Annotated in this window: 15 protein-coding genes and 2 tRNA genes; 10 read left to right on the top strand and 7 right to left on the bottom strand. The window is 70.8% G+C overall.

Annotated features, from left to right (window positions below):
* Positions 1-3: 3 nt before the first annotated feature.
* A complete protein-coding gene (locus ACFT41_RS05440; RefSeq protein WP_377588732.1) occupies positions 4-1,440 on the bottom strand; it encodes a gamma-aminobutyraldehyde dehydrogenase in 1,437 nt (478 codons plus the stop codon).
* Positions 1,441-1,603: 163 nt separating this feature from the next.
* Between ACFT41_RS05440 and ACFT41_RS05445 the strand changes: the two genes are divergently transcribed.
* Positions 1,604-3,043 (top strand): aldehyde dehydrogenase family protein, encoded by a 1,440-nt coding sequence (locus ACFT41_RS05445; RefSeq protein ID WP_377588733.1) that lies wholly within the window; start codon positions 1,604-1,606, stop codon positions 3,041-3,043.
* Positions 3,044-3,064: 21 nt separating this feature from the next.
* On the opposite strand, the gene ACFT41_RS05450 is transcribed toward ACFT41_RS05445, so the two are convergent.
* Positions 3,065-4,294 carry an SUKH-3 domain-containing protein gene (locus ACFT41_RS05450; RefSeq protein WP_377588734.1) on the bottom strand — a complete coding sequence of 410 codons (1,230 nt, stop codon included), beginning with the start codon at positions 4,292-4,294 and terminating at the stop codon, positions 3,065-3,067.
* Positions 4,295-4,374: 80 nt separating this feature from the next.
* Between ACFT41_RS05450 and ACFT41_RS05455 the strand changes: the two genes are divergently transcribed.
* The 6 genes from ACFT41_RS05455 to ACFT41_RS05480 all read left to right on the top strand — a co-directional run bounded on the left by ACFT41_RS05455 (position 4,375) and on the right by ACFT41_RS05480 (position 9,686).
* Complete coding sequence (locus ACFT41_RS05455; protein ID WP_377588735.1) at positions 4,375-4,797, top strand: YbaB/EbfC family nucleoid-associated protein; 423 nt, start codon at positions 4,375-4,377, stop codon at positions 4,795-4,797.
* Entirely contained in the window at positions 4,794-5,138 is a 345-nt protein-coding gene (locus ACFT41_RS05460) for a hypothetical protein (protein WP_377588736.1), read from the top strand. The genes ACFT41_RS05455 and ACFT41_RS05460 overlap by 4 nt, the downstream gene beginning before the upstream one ends.
* Positions 5,139-5,154: 16 nt before the next feature.
* The gene (locus ACFT41_RS05465; RefSeq protein WP_377588737.1) at positions 5,155-8,313 is read left to right on the top strand and encodes a toxin glutamine deamidase domain-containing protein; all 3,159 of its coding nucleotides are present in this window, start codon (positions 5,155-5,157) and stop codon (positions 8,311-8,313) included.
* 87 nt (positions 8,314-8,400) lie between these two features.
* On the top strand, positions 8,401-9,138 hold the full coding sequence (locus ACFT41_RS05470; RefSeq protein WP_377588738.1) for a hypothetical protein: 738 nt from the start codon (positions 8,401-8,403) through the stop codon (positions 9,136-9,138).
* 22 nt (positions 9,139-9,160) lie between these two features.
* Positions 9,161-9,412, top strand: a complete 252-nt coding sequence (locus ACFT41_RS05475; RefSeq protein ID WP_377588739.1) for a hypothetical protein — start codon at positions 9,161-9,163, stop codon at positions 9,410-9,412.
* Between the two features lie 201 nt (positions 9,413-9,613).
* A tRNA-His gene (locus tag ACFT41_RS05480) sits at positions 9,614-9,686 on the top strand.
* A gap of 73 nt (positions 9,687-9,759) precedes the next feature.
* Here ACFT41_RS05480 and ACFT41_RS05485 read toward each other — a convergent pair.
* Both ACFT41_RS05485 and ACFT41_RS05490 read right to left on the bottom strand, forming a co-directional pair.
* Positions 9,760-11,055 (bottom strand): Ig-like domain-containing protein, encoded by a 1,296-nt coding sequence (locus tag ACFT41_RS05485; RefSeq protein ID WP_377588740.1) that lies wholly within the window; start codon positions 11,053-11,055, stop codon positions 9,760-9,762.
* A gap of 205 nt (positions 11,056-11,260) precedes the next feature.
* On the bottom strand, positions 11,261-12,532 hold the full coding sequence (locus tag ACFT41_RS05490; RefSeq protein WP_377588741.1) for an Ig-like domain-containing protein: 1,272 nt from the start codon (positions 12,530-12,532) through the stop codon (positions 11,261-11,263).
* A gap of 187 nt (positions 12,533-12,719) precedes the next feature.
* On the opposite strand from ACFT41_RS05490, the gene ACFT41_RS05495 reads away from it, so the two are divergent.
* The 3 genes from ACFT41_RS05495 (at position 12,720) to ACFT41_RS05505 (ending at position 14,702) form a co-directional block, all read left to right on the top strand.
* A tRNA-Lys gene (locus tag ACFT41_RS05495) sits at positions 12,720-12,795 on the top strand.
* 166 nt (positions 12,796-12,961) lie between these two features.
* A complete protein-coding gene (locus ACFT41_RS05500; protein WP_377588742.1) occupies positions 12,962-13,642 on the top strand; it encodes an HAD family hydrolase in 681 nt (226 codons plus the stop codon).
* 40 nt (positions 13,643-13,682) lie between these two features.
* Positions 13,683-14,702, top strand: coding sequence for a tryptophan--tRNA ligase (locus tag ACFT41_RS05505; protein WP_377588743.1), 1,020 nt, complete (start codon positions 13,683-13,685; stop codon positions 14,700-14,702).
* A gap of 15 nt (positions 14,703-14,717) precedes the next feature.
* Here ACFT41_RS05505 and ACFT41_RS05510 read toward each other — a convergent pair whose 3' ends face one another.
* The 3 genes from ACFT41_RS05510 to ACFT41_RS05520 form a co-directional block, all read right to left on the bottom strand.
* Positions 14,718-15,737: an NAD(P)/FAD-dependent oxidoreductase gene (locus tag ACFT41_RS05510; protein WP_377588744.1), complete on the bottom strand. Its 1,020-nt coding sequence runs from the start codon at positions 15,735-15,737 to the stop codon at positions 14,718-14,720.
* Positions 15,730-16,458, bottom strand: a complete 729-nt coding sequence (locus ACFT41_RS05515; RefSeq protein WP_377588745.1) for a hypothetical protein — start codon at positions 16,456-16,458, stop codon at positions 15,730-15,732. Before ACFT41_RS05515 ends, ACFT41_RS05510 begins: the two co-directional genes overlap by 8 nt.
* 149 nt (positions 16,459-16,607) lie before the next feature.
* Entirely contained in the window at positions 16,608-16,877 is a 270-nt protein-coding gene (locus ACFT41_RS05520; protein WP_377588746.1) for a hypothetical protein, read from the bottom strand.
* Between the last annotated feature and the right edge of the window lie 136 nt (positions 16,878-17,013).

The raw sequence follows: 17,013 nt of genomic DNA on the forward strand, positions 1-17,013 counted from the left end.
TGCTCAGCCCTCGATGTGGTGCATGACGTGCTTGATCCGGGTGTAGTCCTCCAGGCTGTAGACCGACAGGTCCTTGCCGTGCCCGGAGTGCTTGAACCCGCCGTGCGGCATCTCCGACACGAACGGGATGTGGGTGTTCACCCAGACGCAGCCGAAGTCGAGCCGGCGGGTCATCTGCATCGCCCGGCCGTGGTCGCGCGTCCACACCGACGCCGCCAGGCCGTAGTCGACGCCGTTGGCCCAGCGCACCGCCTCGTCCTCGTCGGAGAAGCGCTGCACGGTGATGACCGGCCCGAACACCTCCTGCTGGATGATCTCGTCGGCCTGCCGCACGCCGGAGACGACGGTGGGGGAGTAGAAGAAGCCGCGCTCGCCGACCCGCGACCCGCCGGTCTGCACGCTCGCGTGGTCGGGCAGCCGGTCGACGAACCCGCTGACCCGGGCGAGCTGGTTGGCGTTGTTCAGCGGGCCGTAGAGCACGTCGGCGTCGTCCGGCGCGCCGGTGCGCGTGTTGCGGGCCTGCTCGGCCAGCGCCGCCACGAAGTCGTCGTGGACGCCCGGACCGGCCAGCACCCGCGTCGCCGCCGTGCAGTCCTGGCCCGCGTTGAAGTAGCCACCCACCGCGATCGCCTCGGCCGCCGCCGCCACGTCCGCGTCGTCGAAGATCACCACCGGGGCCTTGCCGCCCAGCTCCAGGTGGGTCCGCTTCAGGTCCGGCGCGGCGGCGGAGGCGACCTCCATGCCCGCGCGGGTCGAGCCCGTGATCGACACCAGCTGCGGGGTCGGGTGCGACACGAGGGTACGACCGGTGTCCCGGTCGCCGCAGACCACGTTGAACACGCCGGGCGGAAAGAACTCGGCGGCGATCTCGGCCAGCAGCAGCGTCGACACCGGCGTGGTGTCCGACGGCTTCAGCACCACCGTGTTGCCGGCGGCGAGGGCCGGGGCGATCTTCCAAACCGCCATCATCAGCGGGTAGTTCCACGGGGTGACCTGGGCGCACACGCCGATCGGCTCCCGCCGCACGTACGAGGTGTGGCCCGCGAGGTACTCCCCGGCCGAGCGGCCCTCCAGCAGCCGGGCCGCCCCCGCGAAGAAGCGGAACTGGTCCACCGCCGGCGGCAGCTCCTCCTCGGCGGTGAGCTGGCGGGGCTTGCCCGTGTTACGCACCTCGGCGTCGACCAACTCCGCCGCCCGCGCCTCCACGGCGTCGGCGAGCTTCAGCAGCGCCTTCTGCCGCTCGCCCGGGGTGGTGTCCCGCCACGTCTCGAACGCGGCGGAGGCCGCCCGCATGGCCGCGTCCACGTCCGCCGCGCCGGAGACCGGCGCCTGGGCGAAGACCTCGCCGGTGCACGGGTCGACCAGGTCGGCGTACCCGCCGTCGGAAGGATCGACGTACTCGCCGTCGACGAAGTTGCGCAGCTGCTGCTGGTCGCTCATCAGGTGTCTCCGAGGGATTGCCGGGGATGCGGACAGCGGAGGTTATCGGAATCTGACTGCCATCTTCGCTACTGAATTCGCGGCAGACAAGGCCTTGAGCGACTGTTTCCGTGTGGAAGCGGCTGTTCCCGCGCAGGCTGTGGCTCGGCTACGCTGCCGAGCTGTGGAGCCGAGAGCCTTCTTCGTCGCCGGCCGCCCCGCACACGGCGAGGGCGAGCTGACCGTCACCCACCCGTACGACGGCCGGGCGGTGGGGCGTACCACGCTCGCCACGCCCGACCAGGTCGAGGCCGCCGTCGCCGCCGCGGCTCAGGTGGCGGCGCAGGCCGCGGCCCTGCCCGCGCACGCCCGCGCGGCGGCCCTGGACCACGTCTCGCGGCGGCTCGCTGAGCGCGCGGCGGAGGTCGCCGACCTGATCACCGCCGAGAACGGCAAACCGGTCAAGTGGGCGAAGGCCGAGGTGGGGCGGGCGGTGTCGACGTTCCGCTGGGCGGCCGAGGAGGCCCGTCGCTTCTCCGGCGAGCTGCAACGCCTCGACACCGACCCCGCCGCCACCGGGCGGATCGCGCTGGTCCGCCGGGCGCCGAAGGGGCCCGTGCTGGGGATCGCGCCGTTCAACTTCCCACTCAACCTGGTCGCGCACAAGGTCGCCCCGGCCATCGCCGTCGGCGCGCCCATCATCGTGAAGCCGGCCCCCGCCACCCCGCTGTCGGCGCTGCTGCTCGGCGAGATCCTCGCCGAGACCGCGCTGCCCGCAGGCATGTTCTCGGTGTTGCCGCTGCCCAACGAGCGGGCCACCGAGCTGGTCGCCGACCCCCGGCTGCCGGTGGTGTCGTTCACCGGCTCCGGGCCGGTCGGCGCGGCCATCCGCCGGTCCGTGCCCGACAAGCACGTCACCCTGGAGCTGGGCGGCAACGCGGCGGCGGTGATCTGCGAGGACTGGAACACCGACGAGGACCTCACCTTCGCCGCGCACCGGATCGCCACGTTCGCCAACTACCAGGCCGGGCAGTCGTGCATCGCCGTGCAGCGGGTGTACGTGCACGAATGGCTCTACGACGCCTTCCTGCCGAGGCTGGTCGCATCGGTGGAGGCGCTGCGCACCGGCGACCCGGCCGACCCGCTGACCGACGTCGGCCCCCTGGTGTCGGTCGAGGCCGCGCAGCGGGTCGAGGCGTGGGTCGACGAGGCGGTGGTGGCCGGGGCGACCATCGAGGTGGGCGGGCGGCGCGACGGCGCCACCTACCCGCCGACCGTGCTCTCCGGCGTGCCCACCGACGCCAAGGTGTGCGCCGAGGAGGTGTTCGGGCCGGTGCTCGTGGTCGCCCGGGCCGAGAACGACGCCGCCGCGTTCGCCGCCGTCAACGACTCCGCGTACGGGTTGCAGGCCGGCGTCTTCACCCACCGGCTCGACGTCGCCTTCGCCGCCCACCGGGCCCTCGACGTCGGCGGGGTGATCGTCGGGGACGTGCCGTCGTACCGGGCCGACCAGATGCCGTACGGGGGAGTGAAGGGCAGCGGCGTCGGGCGGGAGGGCCTGCGCAGCGCCATGGACGACTACACCGACCCGAGGGTGCTGGTCCTCACCGGGGTGCAGTTGTAGAGCCTGCGGGCGTCGGCGGCGTCACCAGGTGCCGTCGTCGTGGACCCGCGCGGGGGCCCGGCCGAGCAGCAGGGTGGTCAGGGCGGCATCGATGTCGTCGCCGAGGAACCACTCGCCGGCCTGGTCCAGCGCGAAGACCCGGCCCCGCTCGTCGATGGCGATGATGCTCTCCTGGTTTTCCGTCCCGATCGGGAACAGCCGTACGCCGAGCACGGCGGCGAAGTCCGCGAGCGTGTCGGCGTTGTGGGCGACCAGGTGCGGCATGACGTCGAACCGCGAGATCCACACCTGCTGGCCGGGGCCGCACCGAGACCCGATCAGGCCGGGGAACCGGGTGATGGCCTCCACCGCCGCGGGAAACGCGACGTGGGAGTGGTCGGCCCCGACGACGGCCGTGACGTCCCGGACGGCGGCGGCGGCCATGATCCTGTCCCCGATGTGCGGCGCCCAGCCGGCGGCGACGAGGGCGTGCGCCACCTCGTCGGGGAAGCGGCCCGGCTCGGGCGCCGGGGCCGGGTCGGGTGACCAGGGCTGCCTGAACCCCAGGTCGGACCAGGGGAGCACGTTCATGTGCACCAGGAACCGGAGGCACGCGTCGCAGGGGCGGTCGGCCGGCCCGCCCGCCGGGTCGCCCGGCTCGCGCACCCAGTACAGCTCGAACAGGCCGCCCGCGAAGAGGACCCGCGCCTCGTCGAGGGTCGCCGGGGCCTGCCCCTCGGCGGCGCGCCGGTGGTCGTGGTCGTGCAGGACGTCCGACACGACGATCAGCTCGGCGTGCCGGTCCACCCCCCGGACCAGGTGACCGGGCGGCTGAGCCTCCAGGTATTCCTGGACCAGCCGGTGGTGCCGCAACACCGCCTCGCCCTTGGCCCCCCACGCGCGGTGCATCCGGCCGCCCACGGTCAGGTGCGCGGCAGTGCCGGGGGCCGGCAGGCGACGGATCTCGCGGAGCAACTGGCTCGCCGGGTCGACGGTGCGCGGCGCGGGCTGCGCCGGCCGGCTGCGCCGGTACATCTCCCGCACGGCGGGGAACGGCAGGCGCGGCCACGTCGAGACCTCGCCGGTCTCCTTGTCCACCACCGTGGTCGGCAGGTCGCCCGGGAGAACCGCGGCCGACGGGGTCACCGTCGACGTGATCAGGTAACCCAGGTCGAACTCCTCGACCAGCGGGGCGCACTCGTGCCCGAGGCGCTGGGAGTCCCGGTGGGCCCAGACGGTGGCGAGCTGTTCGGCCTGCTGACGGTCGATCACCCACCCGAAGTTACCGGACCCCACGGAATCCGTGGCGCCCGGTATGGTCTGCCGTACCGAGGGTGACGGGGAGGTCGGCGTTGGCAGAGAGCGTGGACCGGGAGGCCAACCGGGCGCTGCGAGCCCGGTTCGACGAGGTGTACGGGCATTATCGCCAGCTCCGTTCCGGTCTGGACGAGCTGCGGTCCCGGCTCGCATCGCTGCGGGTCACCGCACGCTCCGACGACGGTCAGGTGACCGTGGTGGCCGGTGCCCGGGGCGACATCGTCTCGGTGGAGCTCACCCCCGCCGCCCTCCGGAGCCGTGACGCCGGGGCCCTGAGCCGCAAGATCACCTCAACGGTGCACCGCGCCACCGCCACCGCGGTCGCCGAAACCCAGGAGCTGGTGGTGGGCTACCTGCCGGCCGGGTCGGGGTCGATGGAGTTCCTCCGCACCGGTGACTTCGACGCCCTGCTGGGCCGGGCCGACGCCGTCATGCGGGGCGGGGAGCGACCGGCGTGACCGACGGGCAGCTCTGGCTGGACCCGGGCCGCGCGCGGCGCGGCGGGGCCGACCTGACCTCGGCCGGCGAGGCCGTCACCGACCGGCGGGCCCAGGCGGGGGGCCAGCTCGCGGCGGCCAGCGCCGCCCGGCCCTGGGGGCGGGACGACATCGGCTCGGCGTTCGAGAAGCAATACCGGGGGTTCGAGGAGACGCTGCTGCGGGCCTGGGCGGGGCTCGGGCGCGCGCTCGAGCACCTGGGCGAGGACGTCGTGCGGTCGGTGGACAACTCCGTGCGGACGGACGCGCACAGCGCCGGACGACTCGACCGGATCTCCGACCAGCGGCCCGCCGGGCGCTGACGACCCGGAGGCCCCCGTGACCCTGCTGCCGAGCCCGATCCCGCACCCGCTGGACTACTCGCCCTGGGCCCTGCCCGGCTGGGTCTACGAGGCGCTCGACTGGGTGATCGGGGTGGAGTGGCCGCAGGGCGACGAGAAGGCGGTCTGGGACCTCGCCGACCAGTGGTACGGCGTGGCCGAGGCCCTGGCCGGTCCGCGCGCCGACGCGGTCGCCGCCGCCGGGGAGGTCCGCAGCGGGTACGGCGGGGTCGGGGCGGTCGCGGAGGCGTTCGACGCGGCCTGGCGGCGGGTGGCAGCGGGCGACGAGGCCCCGCTGCCGGTGCTGCTGGCCGTGAGCGGTGACCTCGGCCGGCTGGTCGAGGAGTGCGGCTGCGACATCGAGGGCGCCAAGCTGGAAGTCTGGATCGAGCTGGGCATCCTCGTCGTCGAGCTGCTCTCCCTCGCGGTGGCGGCGGTGCTCACCGCCGGTGCCGCCTCGCCCGCCGCCGGCGCCGCGATCGCCGCCAGCCGGTTCGTCGTGCAGCAGATATTCAAGAAGCTGCTGGCCCAGCTCGCCCGCAAGACCCTCAAGCAGGGCCTCAAGGAGGCCGGCGAGCGCGCCGCCAAGCAGGTGGCCGAGGGCGGCATGCGCGGCCTCGCCCGGAAGGCGGCGCGCGGCGGGCTGGAGGAGGCGGCCGAGGAGTCCGGGATCACGCTCGCCACCCAGGCGTACCAGAACTCGACCGGCCGCCGGCACGGCCTGGACCTGACCGACGCGGGGATGTCCGCGCTCGGCGGCCTGGCGGGCGGGGCGGCGGCGCCGCTGGCCGGCCTCGGGCGGCACGCGACCGGGCGGGCGGCGCGGGTCGGCGAGCACCTCGGCCGGGAGATGACCGGCGAGGTGATCGCCGAGCAGGCGGCGAGCCTCGCCACCGGGCAGGGCCTGGTGTCGCTGGAGGCCGCGGCGCGGGCCGCCGCGTCGGGGGCCACCGGGTCGACCACCGCACAGACCGACGCGGCGCTGCACAAGCGCCTCGACGGCCGGATGGCCGCTCTCACGGGGGCGTCCTTCGCCCCGACGGACCTCGGTGCGCTGGCGCCTGCCCCGACCGATGCCACCCTCGGCCCCGGCCCGGAGCGTCCCACCGTTCCGCTTCCGCGCGACGGCGCGGGGCCCGGCGCCGTCGCTCCGACGCTCGGGGCGAGCGGGTCGGGTCCGGGCCCGGCAGCGTCGGCCACGGTCGAGGCGGCCGGCGACGCGCTGCGGACGCACGCCCCGTCGTCCTCGGCCGTGGCACCCGAGTCACCGCTCGTCGCGTCCGTCGACGCCCACGCCGCCGGCACGGTCGGCGGTGGCCACGTGGGCCAGATGCCGACCACGTTGGCGGAGGTGCCCACGGAGACGGCGCCGCAGCCGCCGGCCACGTCCGGCGCGACCGACGGGTCGGCGGCCTCCCGCGCGACGGTCAGCCCGACGCTGTCCTCGGTCGCTCCGGCCGAGCCCGCGCAGCTTGACACGCGGGGAGCCGGGGCGATGTCCCCGCCCGTCGCCGCTGCCACCGTCGCCGACGGCGTCGGGCCCCACGCCGCCGGCGTGCCGGGGACCCCGGCGGCATACCACCTGCCGGCCCCGGCGAGCGGCACCGTCGCGCCGCCCCCGGTGGTCTCGCCGACGGCCGGTTCGGGCACGGTGGGCACGGCCAGACCGGCGGTCCCCGGACCCGACGTCCCGCTCCCGCCCCCGGCACCCCGCTTCCCCCTGCTGCAGTCGTTGGATCCGCGGTCGCGGTCCTCGGATCGTCCGGTCCCGCCGCCGCGCAGGTCGCCCGAGTGGCACGCCAGGCGGCGGGCCGAGCGCGAGGCGCACGACCGGCACCGCTACCGGGCGCGCTTCCACCAGCAGCGCGCCCTGCACGAGGACAACCGGCGCTTTTTGGGGGCCCGGAAGCTGCGTTCCCGGTACGAGTTCTTCCAGCGGCGCGCCAGCGAGTACGCCGCCTACGCGCTCAGCCTGAAGCAACGGGGTCAGGGCTACCTCGCGACGTCGTGGCACCGGATGGCGGTGGCGGACGAGCGGGCCGCCTACGAGTCACGCGAACTGGCCGAGGCGGTGCTCGCCGGCACGGTCGCGCCGCAGTTCGTCGAAGTCACCGATCCCCTCGACTTCTACTCGATCAACACGGACGATCCGTCGCTCGTCGTCGGAGAGGTGCAGACCTCCGGCCCCTCGGCGCTGACCGGAGACGACCACCCGCCGCCGATCGACCGGTCCCGCCGGTACGGGCAGTGGGGCGGGCTCCGGCCACCGTTGGCACTGCACCAGTCGGACCTCGAACGGGCCATGCCCAGGGACGCCGACGGGCGGGCCCTGCGCACCGCCGACCCCCGCCGGGGCGACTGGTTCAGGCTCGCCAACGACGGCGGGCCGGTCGCCGACCCGACCCGAGGCATCAACTGCCTGGACTGCACCCTGTCCCTGTACGAGACGTGGATGCACGGTCGTCCCCGGGTCTCCGCGCCCCGCACCTTCGACGCGTACGCCGCCGGAGACATCAGCCGCCCCCTCGGCGGCGAGCTCGGCGGCCCGGGGCGGGTCGAGGACGCCACCGGCGGGCGCTTCCAGAAGCTCGTGGACCCCGACGACGGCACTCCGGCCGACGACAGGTGGGGTGTGGTCAACCGGGGGTTCGGCAGCATCGAGGGGCAGCTGCGCGCCGGAGGGCACGGCAGTTACGCGTTCCTCATCACCACGTACGAGGGCGGCGGGTCGCACGCCTGGGTGGCGCTGAACCAGAACGGTAGCGTGCTCTACCTGGACCCGCAGAGCGGAACCGTGTCGGACATGCCGATCTACACGCACAGCGGGTTGCCGGCCCCGCACAACGTGGTCGGGATCGACGCCCTGGTCCTCGGGTCGGACGGCGCCCCCATGCCGATGGCGGGACGTGGGCCGGGGATGTTCAGCCAGCGGGCCGGGGTGGTGGCCGACCAGCCGCCGCAGGACCGGTCGCGGGAGTGGCAGCCGGGCCCCGACGACCCCACGGACGACGAGCTGTACGTCAACCGGATGCACCTGCTCGAAGGCCCCGGAACAGGCTTCGTGGGCACCGAGCCGGAAGGTATGCCTCGGGCAGACGGGGAAGGCGCCTCGTCGCTGGATCCTGTCGCCAGCGGTGACGCACGGACCAACCTGTAGGAGAGACAGGTTCTGCGCGGACTGCGTGAGCGGGCGCTAGAAGAAGCGGACCACATCGAGTCCGTGCTCAGGACCGTGGGTCGACAGGTGACGGAGTCACTCGGAATCCAGGAATTGGTCGATCTTCGTGACGTCGAGTTCCGTGTCAAGAGCTTCGAGTCGATCGAGCGCAAGTTCCTAGACGAGGCAGCCGTCGTCGGCGAGTCGGTGGAGGGATTTGCTGTCGCGGTCAACGATGTGCTCCGGTTCTCGTTCTCCATGCCGGGGGGTGAGTTCTACAAGCCTGCGTTGGAAGCGATTCTGGCAAGGCTGACGAGCCTTGGCTTCGACGCCGAAGATGACTCGTGCAAGAACTTCTGGCATCCTGGGAACAGGTTCTACGGGTTCAACTGCACCATGCGCTCCCCGTCTGGTCAGGTGTTCGAGTTGCAGTTGCACAGCAATGCTTCCAGGGAGGCCTGGCTGCGAACGCACCAGGCATACGGGGTGTTGCGCCGGGAATCCGAGCCGAGCTTTCGTCGTCTGCCCGCTTTCCTCGAGATGCTTCGGGTCAACCGTGAATCCGGGCTGCCCGATTCTGTGCCGGAAGGTCTCTCGCTCAGGTTTCCCGCGAAGGATGCCACGTTCGCCAAGTGGATCTCGGGTCGCCAGGCCGTCTGGCGAGACTACCTTGAATGGCTGTGTTCGCGAGGTGAATCGTTTCGGGACGTTGTCGCCGGATTTGGCCTCACGGCAGACGATTTCCCTGTCTCCGAGCAACTAATCAACCTTCTGGAGCGCGAAGATGTTGACCTATTGCGCGATATACAAGAACGAAGACGATGATGAGCCGGCAGGGATCTTCATCGTGGACCCGATCGAGGGCCGGGCCTTGATTTGGAATCATCGCCTCGGGGGCTGGTCCTACGATCCCGGTCTTGCTTTCCGGTTCCTTGAGGATTACCGGAACCTTGATCGTTGCCGAGAGGTGGACGAGCCTCGGGGGCGGCAGGTGGCCCTTGCTGTGACCGGTGCCGAGTTGCCGGGCAAGGACGAGGTGACGGCGCTATTCAAGCGGGAGGGCGACCGCGGCGCGGACCCGACCGTTGCCGCCCCGTAACGACGGACGGCGACGGGGCGCAGGCGAGCCGGGGAGACCTTGGTGCGCGGCGCCTCTCTTGGGCCACCTCGCCCCTAGCTAGCTCTCCCGCCAGCACGTCTGGGGGCAGGACCGGGGCGGGGAACCCGGTGGACGTGGGTGGCGGGGGTGTGGCTATTATTAGTCCGCACGCCGCCCGGCCCCGCCGGAGCGGAGCGCATGGTGGCTGTAGCTCAGTTGGCAGAGCACCGGGTTGTGGTCCCGGTTGTCGTGGGTTCAATTCCCATCAGTCACCCTCAGCACGAAGGCCCCCTCCGCTCGGAGGGGGCCTTCGCCGTTGCTGCCGAGGGCCGGAGCCCGCGGCCGGGTCAGGCGGTCGGCTCCGCGCTCGGGGACTCGGCCGCGTCGTCGGGGGTGGCCTCGGCATCCGGCGAAGCGGCGGCGTCCGGGTCGTACGGGAGGGCGCTGCCCTTGACGTACTCGTCCCAGCTCAGGTTCCAGTCGGTCCAGCCGTTGCCGTTGGCGAGCTTGCGTTCGGTGCCCTTGACGGTGATCGGGTCGCCGACCCGGGTGTTGTCGAACAGCCAGGCGCCGTACTTCATCGACACGTTGACGCAGCCGTGCGAGACGTTGACGCTGCCCTGCTGGCCCTCGGACCAGGGCGCGGCGTGGATGAACTCGCCGCCCCAGGTGAGGCGCTGAGCATAGTCGATCTTGGTGCGGTAGCCGTCCTCGGGACCCAGTTCCTCGAAGGTGTCGAAGACCGTCTTGCGTAGCTTCTCGATGACCACCATCGTGCCACTGGACGACGGCGTGCTCTTCTTGCCGAGGCTGACGGGGATGGTCTTGATCACCTTGCCGTCCTTGGTGACGGTCATCCGCTTCGTCTTGTTGTCGACCGTCATGATCACCGCCGGGCCCGTCTTGATGTCGACCGTCAGGTCCGCCCGGCCGTACCAGCCGTCACCGAGGGGGAGGCCACCGGCCTGCACGCGGTACGAGATGGTGCTGCCGGCCTTCCAGAACTCCTTCGGCCGGTAGCGGATCTCGGTGGGGCTGACCCAGTGCCAGATGCCCTCCTGGGCCGGCGTGGAGGTCACCGTCATCCGCCGCTGGACGTCGTCCCGGTAGTCCTCGGGGATGGACCGGCTGAACTTCACGATCAGCGGCATGCCGACGCCGACGACCTGGTCGTCGCCGAGGAAGCTGCTGACCCGTATCTGCTTGCCGGGCTTGGCCATGGTGGTGAAGGTGCTGGTCGCCTGCGCCGGCTTGCCGTCGTCCCCGGTCGCCGTGACGGTGGCCGTGTAGGTCTCGCCGTACTTCAGGGCGCCCTTGGGCAGCCAGCTCTTCCCGTCACCGGAGAGCGCGCCCTCGACGGGCGCGCCGGCCGAGTCCTTCAGCTCGATCGCGGTGTCCTTCGTGTCCTTCGTGGTGAAGGTGATGCCGGTGGACGCCGGCACGTCCTTCGCGTCGGCCGCGGGCTCGGTGATGGTCGCCGCGGCCTTGGGTGCGCTCTCGCCGCCACCCTGCCAGGCCGACGGCTTGCCCCCCTCGCCGTCGGTGCAGGCGCTGGTGAGCGCCAACACGGCGGCGAGCAGCCCCGCCGCGAACACGCGGCGTCGGCCACCGCGCCGGGTCAGCTGGTCCTGGGTTGCGCGCATGATTCCCTCACTGTCGTGGTGCCCCGGTTGCCCATCGTCTCTCACTGACGCACGGAAACAGGTACCCGTTGCCGGAGGTGAAGAGAAACACTCGAACCATGATGTCTGAATCTGGCGAAAAGTCGTACTTTGACGAGTGATGCTCGCAAATGACGGGGAGCGGGCGCCGGAATCCCGGTGCCCGCCCCCCGTGCTGATGGTCCTGTCAGGCCAGAGCCGGCCCGGCACCGCCCTCCGGCACCGGCAGCGCGCTGCCCTTGACGAACTCGGACCAGCTCAGGCTCCAGGCCGTCCAGCCGTTGCCCGGCGTGAGCTTGCGCTCGGTCCCCTTGATGGTGATCGGATCGCCGACCCGGGTCTGGGAGAAGAGCCACTTCGCCTGCGCCATCGAGACGTTGACGCAGCCGTGCGAGACGTTCTGCCGCCCCTGCACGTGCTCGGACCAGGGCGCGGCATGGATGTACTCGCCGCCCCAGGTGAGCCGCTGGGCGAAGTCGATCTCGGTGACGTACCGGTTGGCCGGGTCCGGGTCGTCGCGGGTGTCGAAGACCGTGGACTCCTTCTTCTCCATCACCACCATCGTGCCGCTGGAGGAGGGGGTGCTCTTCTTGCCCAGGCTCACCGGGATCGTACGGAGGAGCTGGCCGTCCTGGTAGACGCTCATCTTCTTGGTGGCGTTGTCGACCTTCATCTCGAACGCCCGGCCGATCTTGGCAGTGGCGCTCCGGTCGACGTTGCCGTACTTGCCGTTGCTGAGCGGGATGCCGGCCAGCGCGATCCGTACGGTGATGGTGGTCCCGGGCTTCCAGTATTCCGGTGCCCGGTAGTAGGCCTGGGTGCCGTTGGAGACCCAGTGCCACGCGCCGGGCTGCGGCGGGTCGGTGCGGACGAACATCCGCTTCTGCACCGCGGCCCGGTCCTTCTCGGGGATGCCGGGGTGGAACTCGGTGACGACCGGCATACCGACGCCGTACGTCTTGTCGCTGAACAGGTAGAGCCCGGAGGCGATCATCGACTTCGGCTTGGCCATCGTCGTGAACGTGCTGGTGCCCTGCCTCGCCTCACCACCGGCGCCGGCGGCGTTGACGGTGGCCGTGTAGCGGGTGCCGTACTTCAGGGGCTCGTTCGGCACCCAGGACGAACCGTCGGCGCGCCAGCGGCCCTCGACCTTGTCGCCGTTCGCGGCGGTGAGAGTGAGGTCGGTCGCCTTGCCGCCCTCGGGGACCTTCGCGGAGATCTCGGTGCTGACCGGCCTGTTCTTGGCCCCGTCCGCCGGGCTGACCTTGAACGTCAGGCCGGCGCCCGTGGCTGAGTCGGCCGGTGCCGTTCCTGTCTCGGCGGCGACGCTGCTGCCGACGGCGGGCGCACCGTCGACGAACTCCGCCTTCTTCTGGTCGTCACCGCACCCGGTCAGTGCCAGCGACGCCATCAGGCTCAGGGCGCCTACCGTCGCCCCGGCCCGCGCGAACCTGCCCATTCCCACCTCTGTTCTCGCGTACCTGGCGGACATCGTGCCGTATGACGGCCACGCCCCACCGCCCGAGGCGGCGATCGTGGGATAATTTGGGGGGCTTCGACCGGTAAGCCTGCCCGAAGGGTGGAGCCGGGTATCGGATTGGAACCCCGCTCAGGAGGCGTGCTAGGGTTCTCTCCGTTGCCAACGAGCGCCGCTAGCTCAACTGGCAGAGCAGCGGACTCTTAATCCGCGGGTTCGGGGTTCGAGTCCCTGGCGGCGCACCAACGATCAAGGCCCTGACCTGGTAGTTCTCTGCCGGTCGGGGCCTTTTTCGCGTACGCCGGTGGTGGGTGGTCGCTCGGTGGGTGCTCGGGAGCCGTTGGACCCTGCCGGCGATGCGGGGACCGGCGGCTACTGGTGCGACGCGGCCTGGAAGGGAGGCGATCACCGATGGGCGATCATGGCCCGGTCGATCTCGTCATCTTCGACTGTGACGGGGTATTGGTGGACAGCGAGCCGATCGTCAGCCGGGTAATCGCCGACCGGATGCGGCAGCTGGGTATCCAGATCACCGACCAGGAGTGCAGTCGTACGTTCGCCGGTCTCGATCAAGCGGCGGCGGCCCGGTTGATCGCCGATCGCCTTGGTGGTGCTGTCCCGTCCGGTTGGTTCGACGCGCTGACAGTCGCGGTTGATGCCGCGCTGCGTGCCCAGGTGGCGCCGGTGCCCGGCATCGTGCCGGTGCTGCAGCAGCTTCGTGTTCCCGCCTGCGTGGCGTCGAACGGGCGGCCCGAGAAGGTCGCGTTGACCCTGGGCATCTGTGGCCTGGCGGCGTACTTCGAGGGCCGGATCTTCACGGCCGCCGAGGTCGCCCGCGGCAAACCGGCTCCTGACCTGTTTCTGCTGGCCGCCTCCAGGATGGGCGTCCCGCCTGCCCGCTGCGTCGTTGTCGAGGACAGCGAGTCCGGGGTGGCGGCCGCACGTAGCGCGGGAATGCGGGTACTGCGGTACGCGCCCGGCGGCTCCGCGCCGGGGCCGGTTGGAGCCTTCAGGAGCATGGCGGAGTTGCCGTCGCTGCTCAGCCTTGCGAACGGCAACAGGAGCATCTCGGTATGCGGCGATAGCCAATGAGGACGGAAGATCGATGGCAGCTCACGGTAGTGTCATGCCCATGGGTTCGACGGCGCGAAGGGTATCGCTGACCGGCATCAAGCCGACCGGTGAGCCGCATCTGGGCAACTACATCGGCGCGATCCTGCCGGCGCTGCGATTGGCCGACAGCTACGAGTCGCTGTATTTCATCGCGGACTATCACGCGCTGACGACGATCCGCGACCGTGATCAGTTGCAGCACTACACCCGATCCGTGGCGGCCACCTGGTTGGCGGCCGGGCTCGACCCGGATCGCACCACGTTCTACCGTCAGTCGGACATCCCGGAGATTTTCGAGCTGAACTGGATCCTGGCGTGCATGGCCAGTAAGGGCCTGATGAACCGGGCGCACGCCTACAAGGCGTCGCGTGACCGCAACCGGGAGGCCGGCAAGGAGGATCTTGACGCCGGCGTGAACATGGGCCTGTTCAACTACCCGGTGCTGATGGCGGTCGACATCCTCATCATGGATGCCGATGTGGTGCCCGTCGGTCGCGACCAGGTCCAGCATGTCGAGTACGCCGCGGACATCGCTGGCTCTTTCAACGCCGTGTACGGGGACCGGTTCAAGTTCAAGATCCCCGCTGCTGTCATTCCGGATGAGGGGTCGGCGCACACACTGCCCGGCACTGACGGGCGCAAGATGAGTAAGTCGTACGGCAACACGATTCCTCTGTTCGCGCCAGAGCCCAGCCTGCGGAAACTGATCCGGCGTATCCCGACCGACAGCGTTCCGGTGGAGGAACCGAAGGATCCCGACTCCGCTGCCGTGTTCAAGCTGCTTGAGCGGTTCGGTGCGGCGGACCTGGTCACCGAGACACGGGCGCGGCTGTCGGCCGGTGGGATGGGCTGGGGAGAGGTGAAGGCACAGCTCGCTGACGCGCTTGTCGCTGAGTTCGCGCCGCTTCGGGAACGCTACGAGGCGTTGATGGCGCAGGGTAGTGAGCTGGACGACCTGCTTGCCCACGGCGCGGACAAGGCCCGGAAGCAGACCAGGCCGTTGCTGGAGCGGGTGAGGGACGCCATCGGCATCGGATAGCTCGGACCTCGTCTGTCAGATGAGTGCGTCGACCACCTGGTCGGCGCAGTGCCAGGCGGTGGTCCATTTGCCGGGCAGCGCGACAAGCAGGTTCCCGGTGGGAGTCCACCCCTCCGGAGGCTGTCGGAGGTCCACGACAAGGCTGGATGGGTCAGCCTGCGGACTCGTCGGCTCGCACACGGTCCCCCAGATCAGCCTGAGGTCCGGGCGGGACTGGTGGAGACGGTGTCGATCGAGCGCTTCCAGTAGTCGGGCACGCTCTTCCGCCGTTGTGCCGTATCCACCTTTCACGCTGGGCAAGCCCACGCGGATGCCCCCACGATCCGGACTGATGGCGAGCAGATCGCCGTCCAGCCAGTAGGTCACACCCTCTGCCGCAAGCCCGGGCTGTCGGCCCCAGGCAATTCGGCGGTTGTGCAGGGTGTGCTGGATTCCGGTGTCGGCCAGCAAGGTCGGTGTGCCGGCGCCGGCTGCCAGCACCACCATCCGCGACTGCGGCGCTGGAGGCGCGATCGAGACGAGGCCGCTCTCCGGATCGCGACGCAGGGCGGCGGTATGCCGCTGCACATCCGGTACGCCGCTGGTCCGTGCCAGATCGACGAGGCCGGCGTTGAGGACCGACAGGTCGACGCTGTAGTCCGGGATACGAAAGGCGGCTGCCGGCGATGGGAACCTTCCCGCACCTTGGGGGTCCACCCCCGAGGCGTGGATACCGATCTGCTTCCAGGCGTCCAGGTAGCGCTGCACGGCATCTGCTGAGTGGAACAGCGCCAGCCCGGTAGCCTCCCCGAGCTGTGCGGGCCTGGCCAGGTCGTGCCAGCGGTCCCGGTGCTCCCAGCATGCTGTGCCGAGTGCGGGGAGCACCGGGGCGTAGACGGCGCCGGAGTGCAACTGGCCGAAGTTGGCCAGCGAGGCCGCGGGGCGTCCATCGCCGAGGCAGCGAACGCGCAGCCCGTGCCGCGCGGCGGTGACGGCGATGGTAAGGCCACACAGCCCCGACCCGATGACAAGGACATCGACGCTGTCGTCATTCATGACTCCCCCAGGGGATAGGACCGCAGCCGGACCGCTCATCGACGATGACAAGGTGGTATCGCTTGCCGAATCGGCGTACCAGTGCCGCCGGTGCGTGGTGATGATCGAAGCGGAGCCGAAGGCGCTCGGGAGTCCAGCCCAGCCGGCTGCGGGCTGCCGCTCGATGGGCGAGCATGGAGTCGCGGTCGAGCACAAGACTGTGGAGATGGGCCAGGAGTGTGCTGCCGTTGACAGCCACATGGCTGCTCCTGGCGTCGGCGTCGAGGGCGGGCACGCGCACTGTGAAGCCGTGGTGCGGTGCGGCCGACACGGCGCTGACCAATGCTTGAGCGGCCTGCTCGAAGGACCAGGTCGGTTGAGGTTTCGATACGGTGCCCGTTCCCGGGCCGAGTTGGGGGAGCAGTAGCGCGGCGCCCGCGACTCCGGAGCGGGCATACGTGACGACCTGCCTGCGCTTCGCGAGCCCGTACGGCGTCTGGTAGAGCCCGGGAGCGAGCACAGCGGTAGTACTCGCGGCGATGAGCGTCGTTTCCTGGCCAGCGGCGCGAAACTCGGTTCGTAGCTGCAGCACGCCTTCGGTCGCGCCTCGGATGCTGCGGTGCATGGCGTCTACCCCGCTACGGTCGAGAACAATGTCGACGACGTAGATAGGAAGACCGGATGAAGAGATGTGGCCCGTAACGGCGGCGGCAACTCGGGTGCGGTCCCGGACGACCGTCAAGTCTGCGCCAACCCACTGAGTGCTGCCCGATATCGGAGGAGCCGGCGGCGTCCGCGCGACCGCAACGACGTGGAATCCGGCGGCGACGGCCAGCGGCTGGACTGCACGGCCGAGGCGTCCCGACGCACCGAGGAGGACGAGGACCGGGCTCACCGGGCGCATCGCTGCCACATCGCCGCGAGTTGGGCAAACGATTGGCAGAACTCTCGTCGAGCCTGGCGCCAACGGTCCGGACGCAGGACGCGGTCTGCGAATGCCTCGCGGGCGCGGGCGACATCCACGGCGTCCCAGCCGCTGCTGAGCTCGATCGCCGACAGCAAGGCGGCCTGGGACGACTCCTCGTCGTCCATCACCCGGTCGGTGATCTCGGCCTGGGTCATGTTGAGGTGGATGCTCGACGCGGGGATGCTCTTGGACATCTTGGGGTAGCCGGCGAGCCCTTCGAGGACCCGGAAGTACAGTGTTAGCCGTCACCGAAGGTGACGACGAGTTGGTTCTTGCCCGTCATTGGTCTTGAGGAGGTCTCTGGCGTGGCCCTGGTGGGGTTGCGGTTGT

This window comes from Micromonospora sp. NPDC057141 (assembly GCF_042670805.1).
GTDB lineage: Bacteria > Actinomycetota > Actinomycetes > Mycobacteriales > Micromonosporaceae > Micromonospora.

Coding starts and splice junctions, on each gene's coding strand:
- ACFT41_RS05500 (WP_377588742.1), top strand. CDS start 12,962: ATGGGCGATCATGGCCCGGTCGATCTCGTCATCTTCGACTGTGACGGG.
- ACFT41_RS05440 (WP_377588732.1), bottom strand. CDS start 1,440: ATGAGCGACCAGCAGCAGCTGCGCAACTTCGTCGACGGCGAGTACGTC.
- ACFT41_RS05490 (WP_377588741.1), bottom strand. CDS start 12,532: ATGGGCAGGTTCGCGCGGGCCGGGGCGACGGTAGGCGCCCTGAGCCTG.
- ACFT41_RS05510 (WP_377588744.1), bottom strand. CDS start 15,737: ATGAATGACGACAGCGTCGATGTCCTTGTCATCGGGTCGGGGCTGTGT.
- ACFT41_RS05485 (WP_377588740.1), bottom strand. CDS start 11,055: ATGCGCGCAACCCAGGACCAGCTGACCCGGCGCGGTGGCCGACGCCGC.
- ACFT41_RS05505 (WP_377588743.1), top strand. CDS start 13,683: ATGGGTTCGACGGCGCGAAGGGTATCGCTGACCGGCATCAAGCCGACC.
- ACFT41_RS05520 (WP_377588746.1), bottom strand. CDS start 16,877: ATGTCCAAGAGCATCCCCGCGTCGAGCATCCACCTCAACATGACCCAG.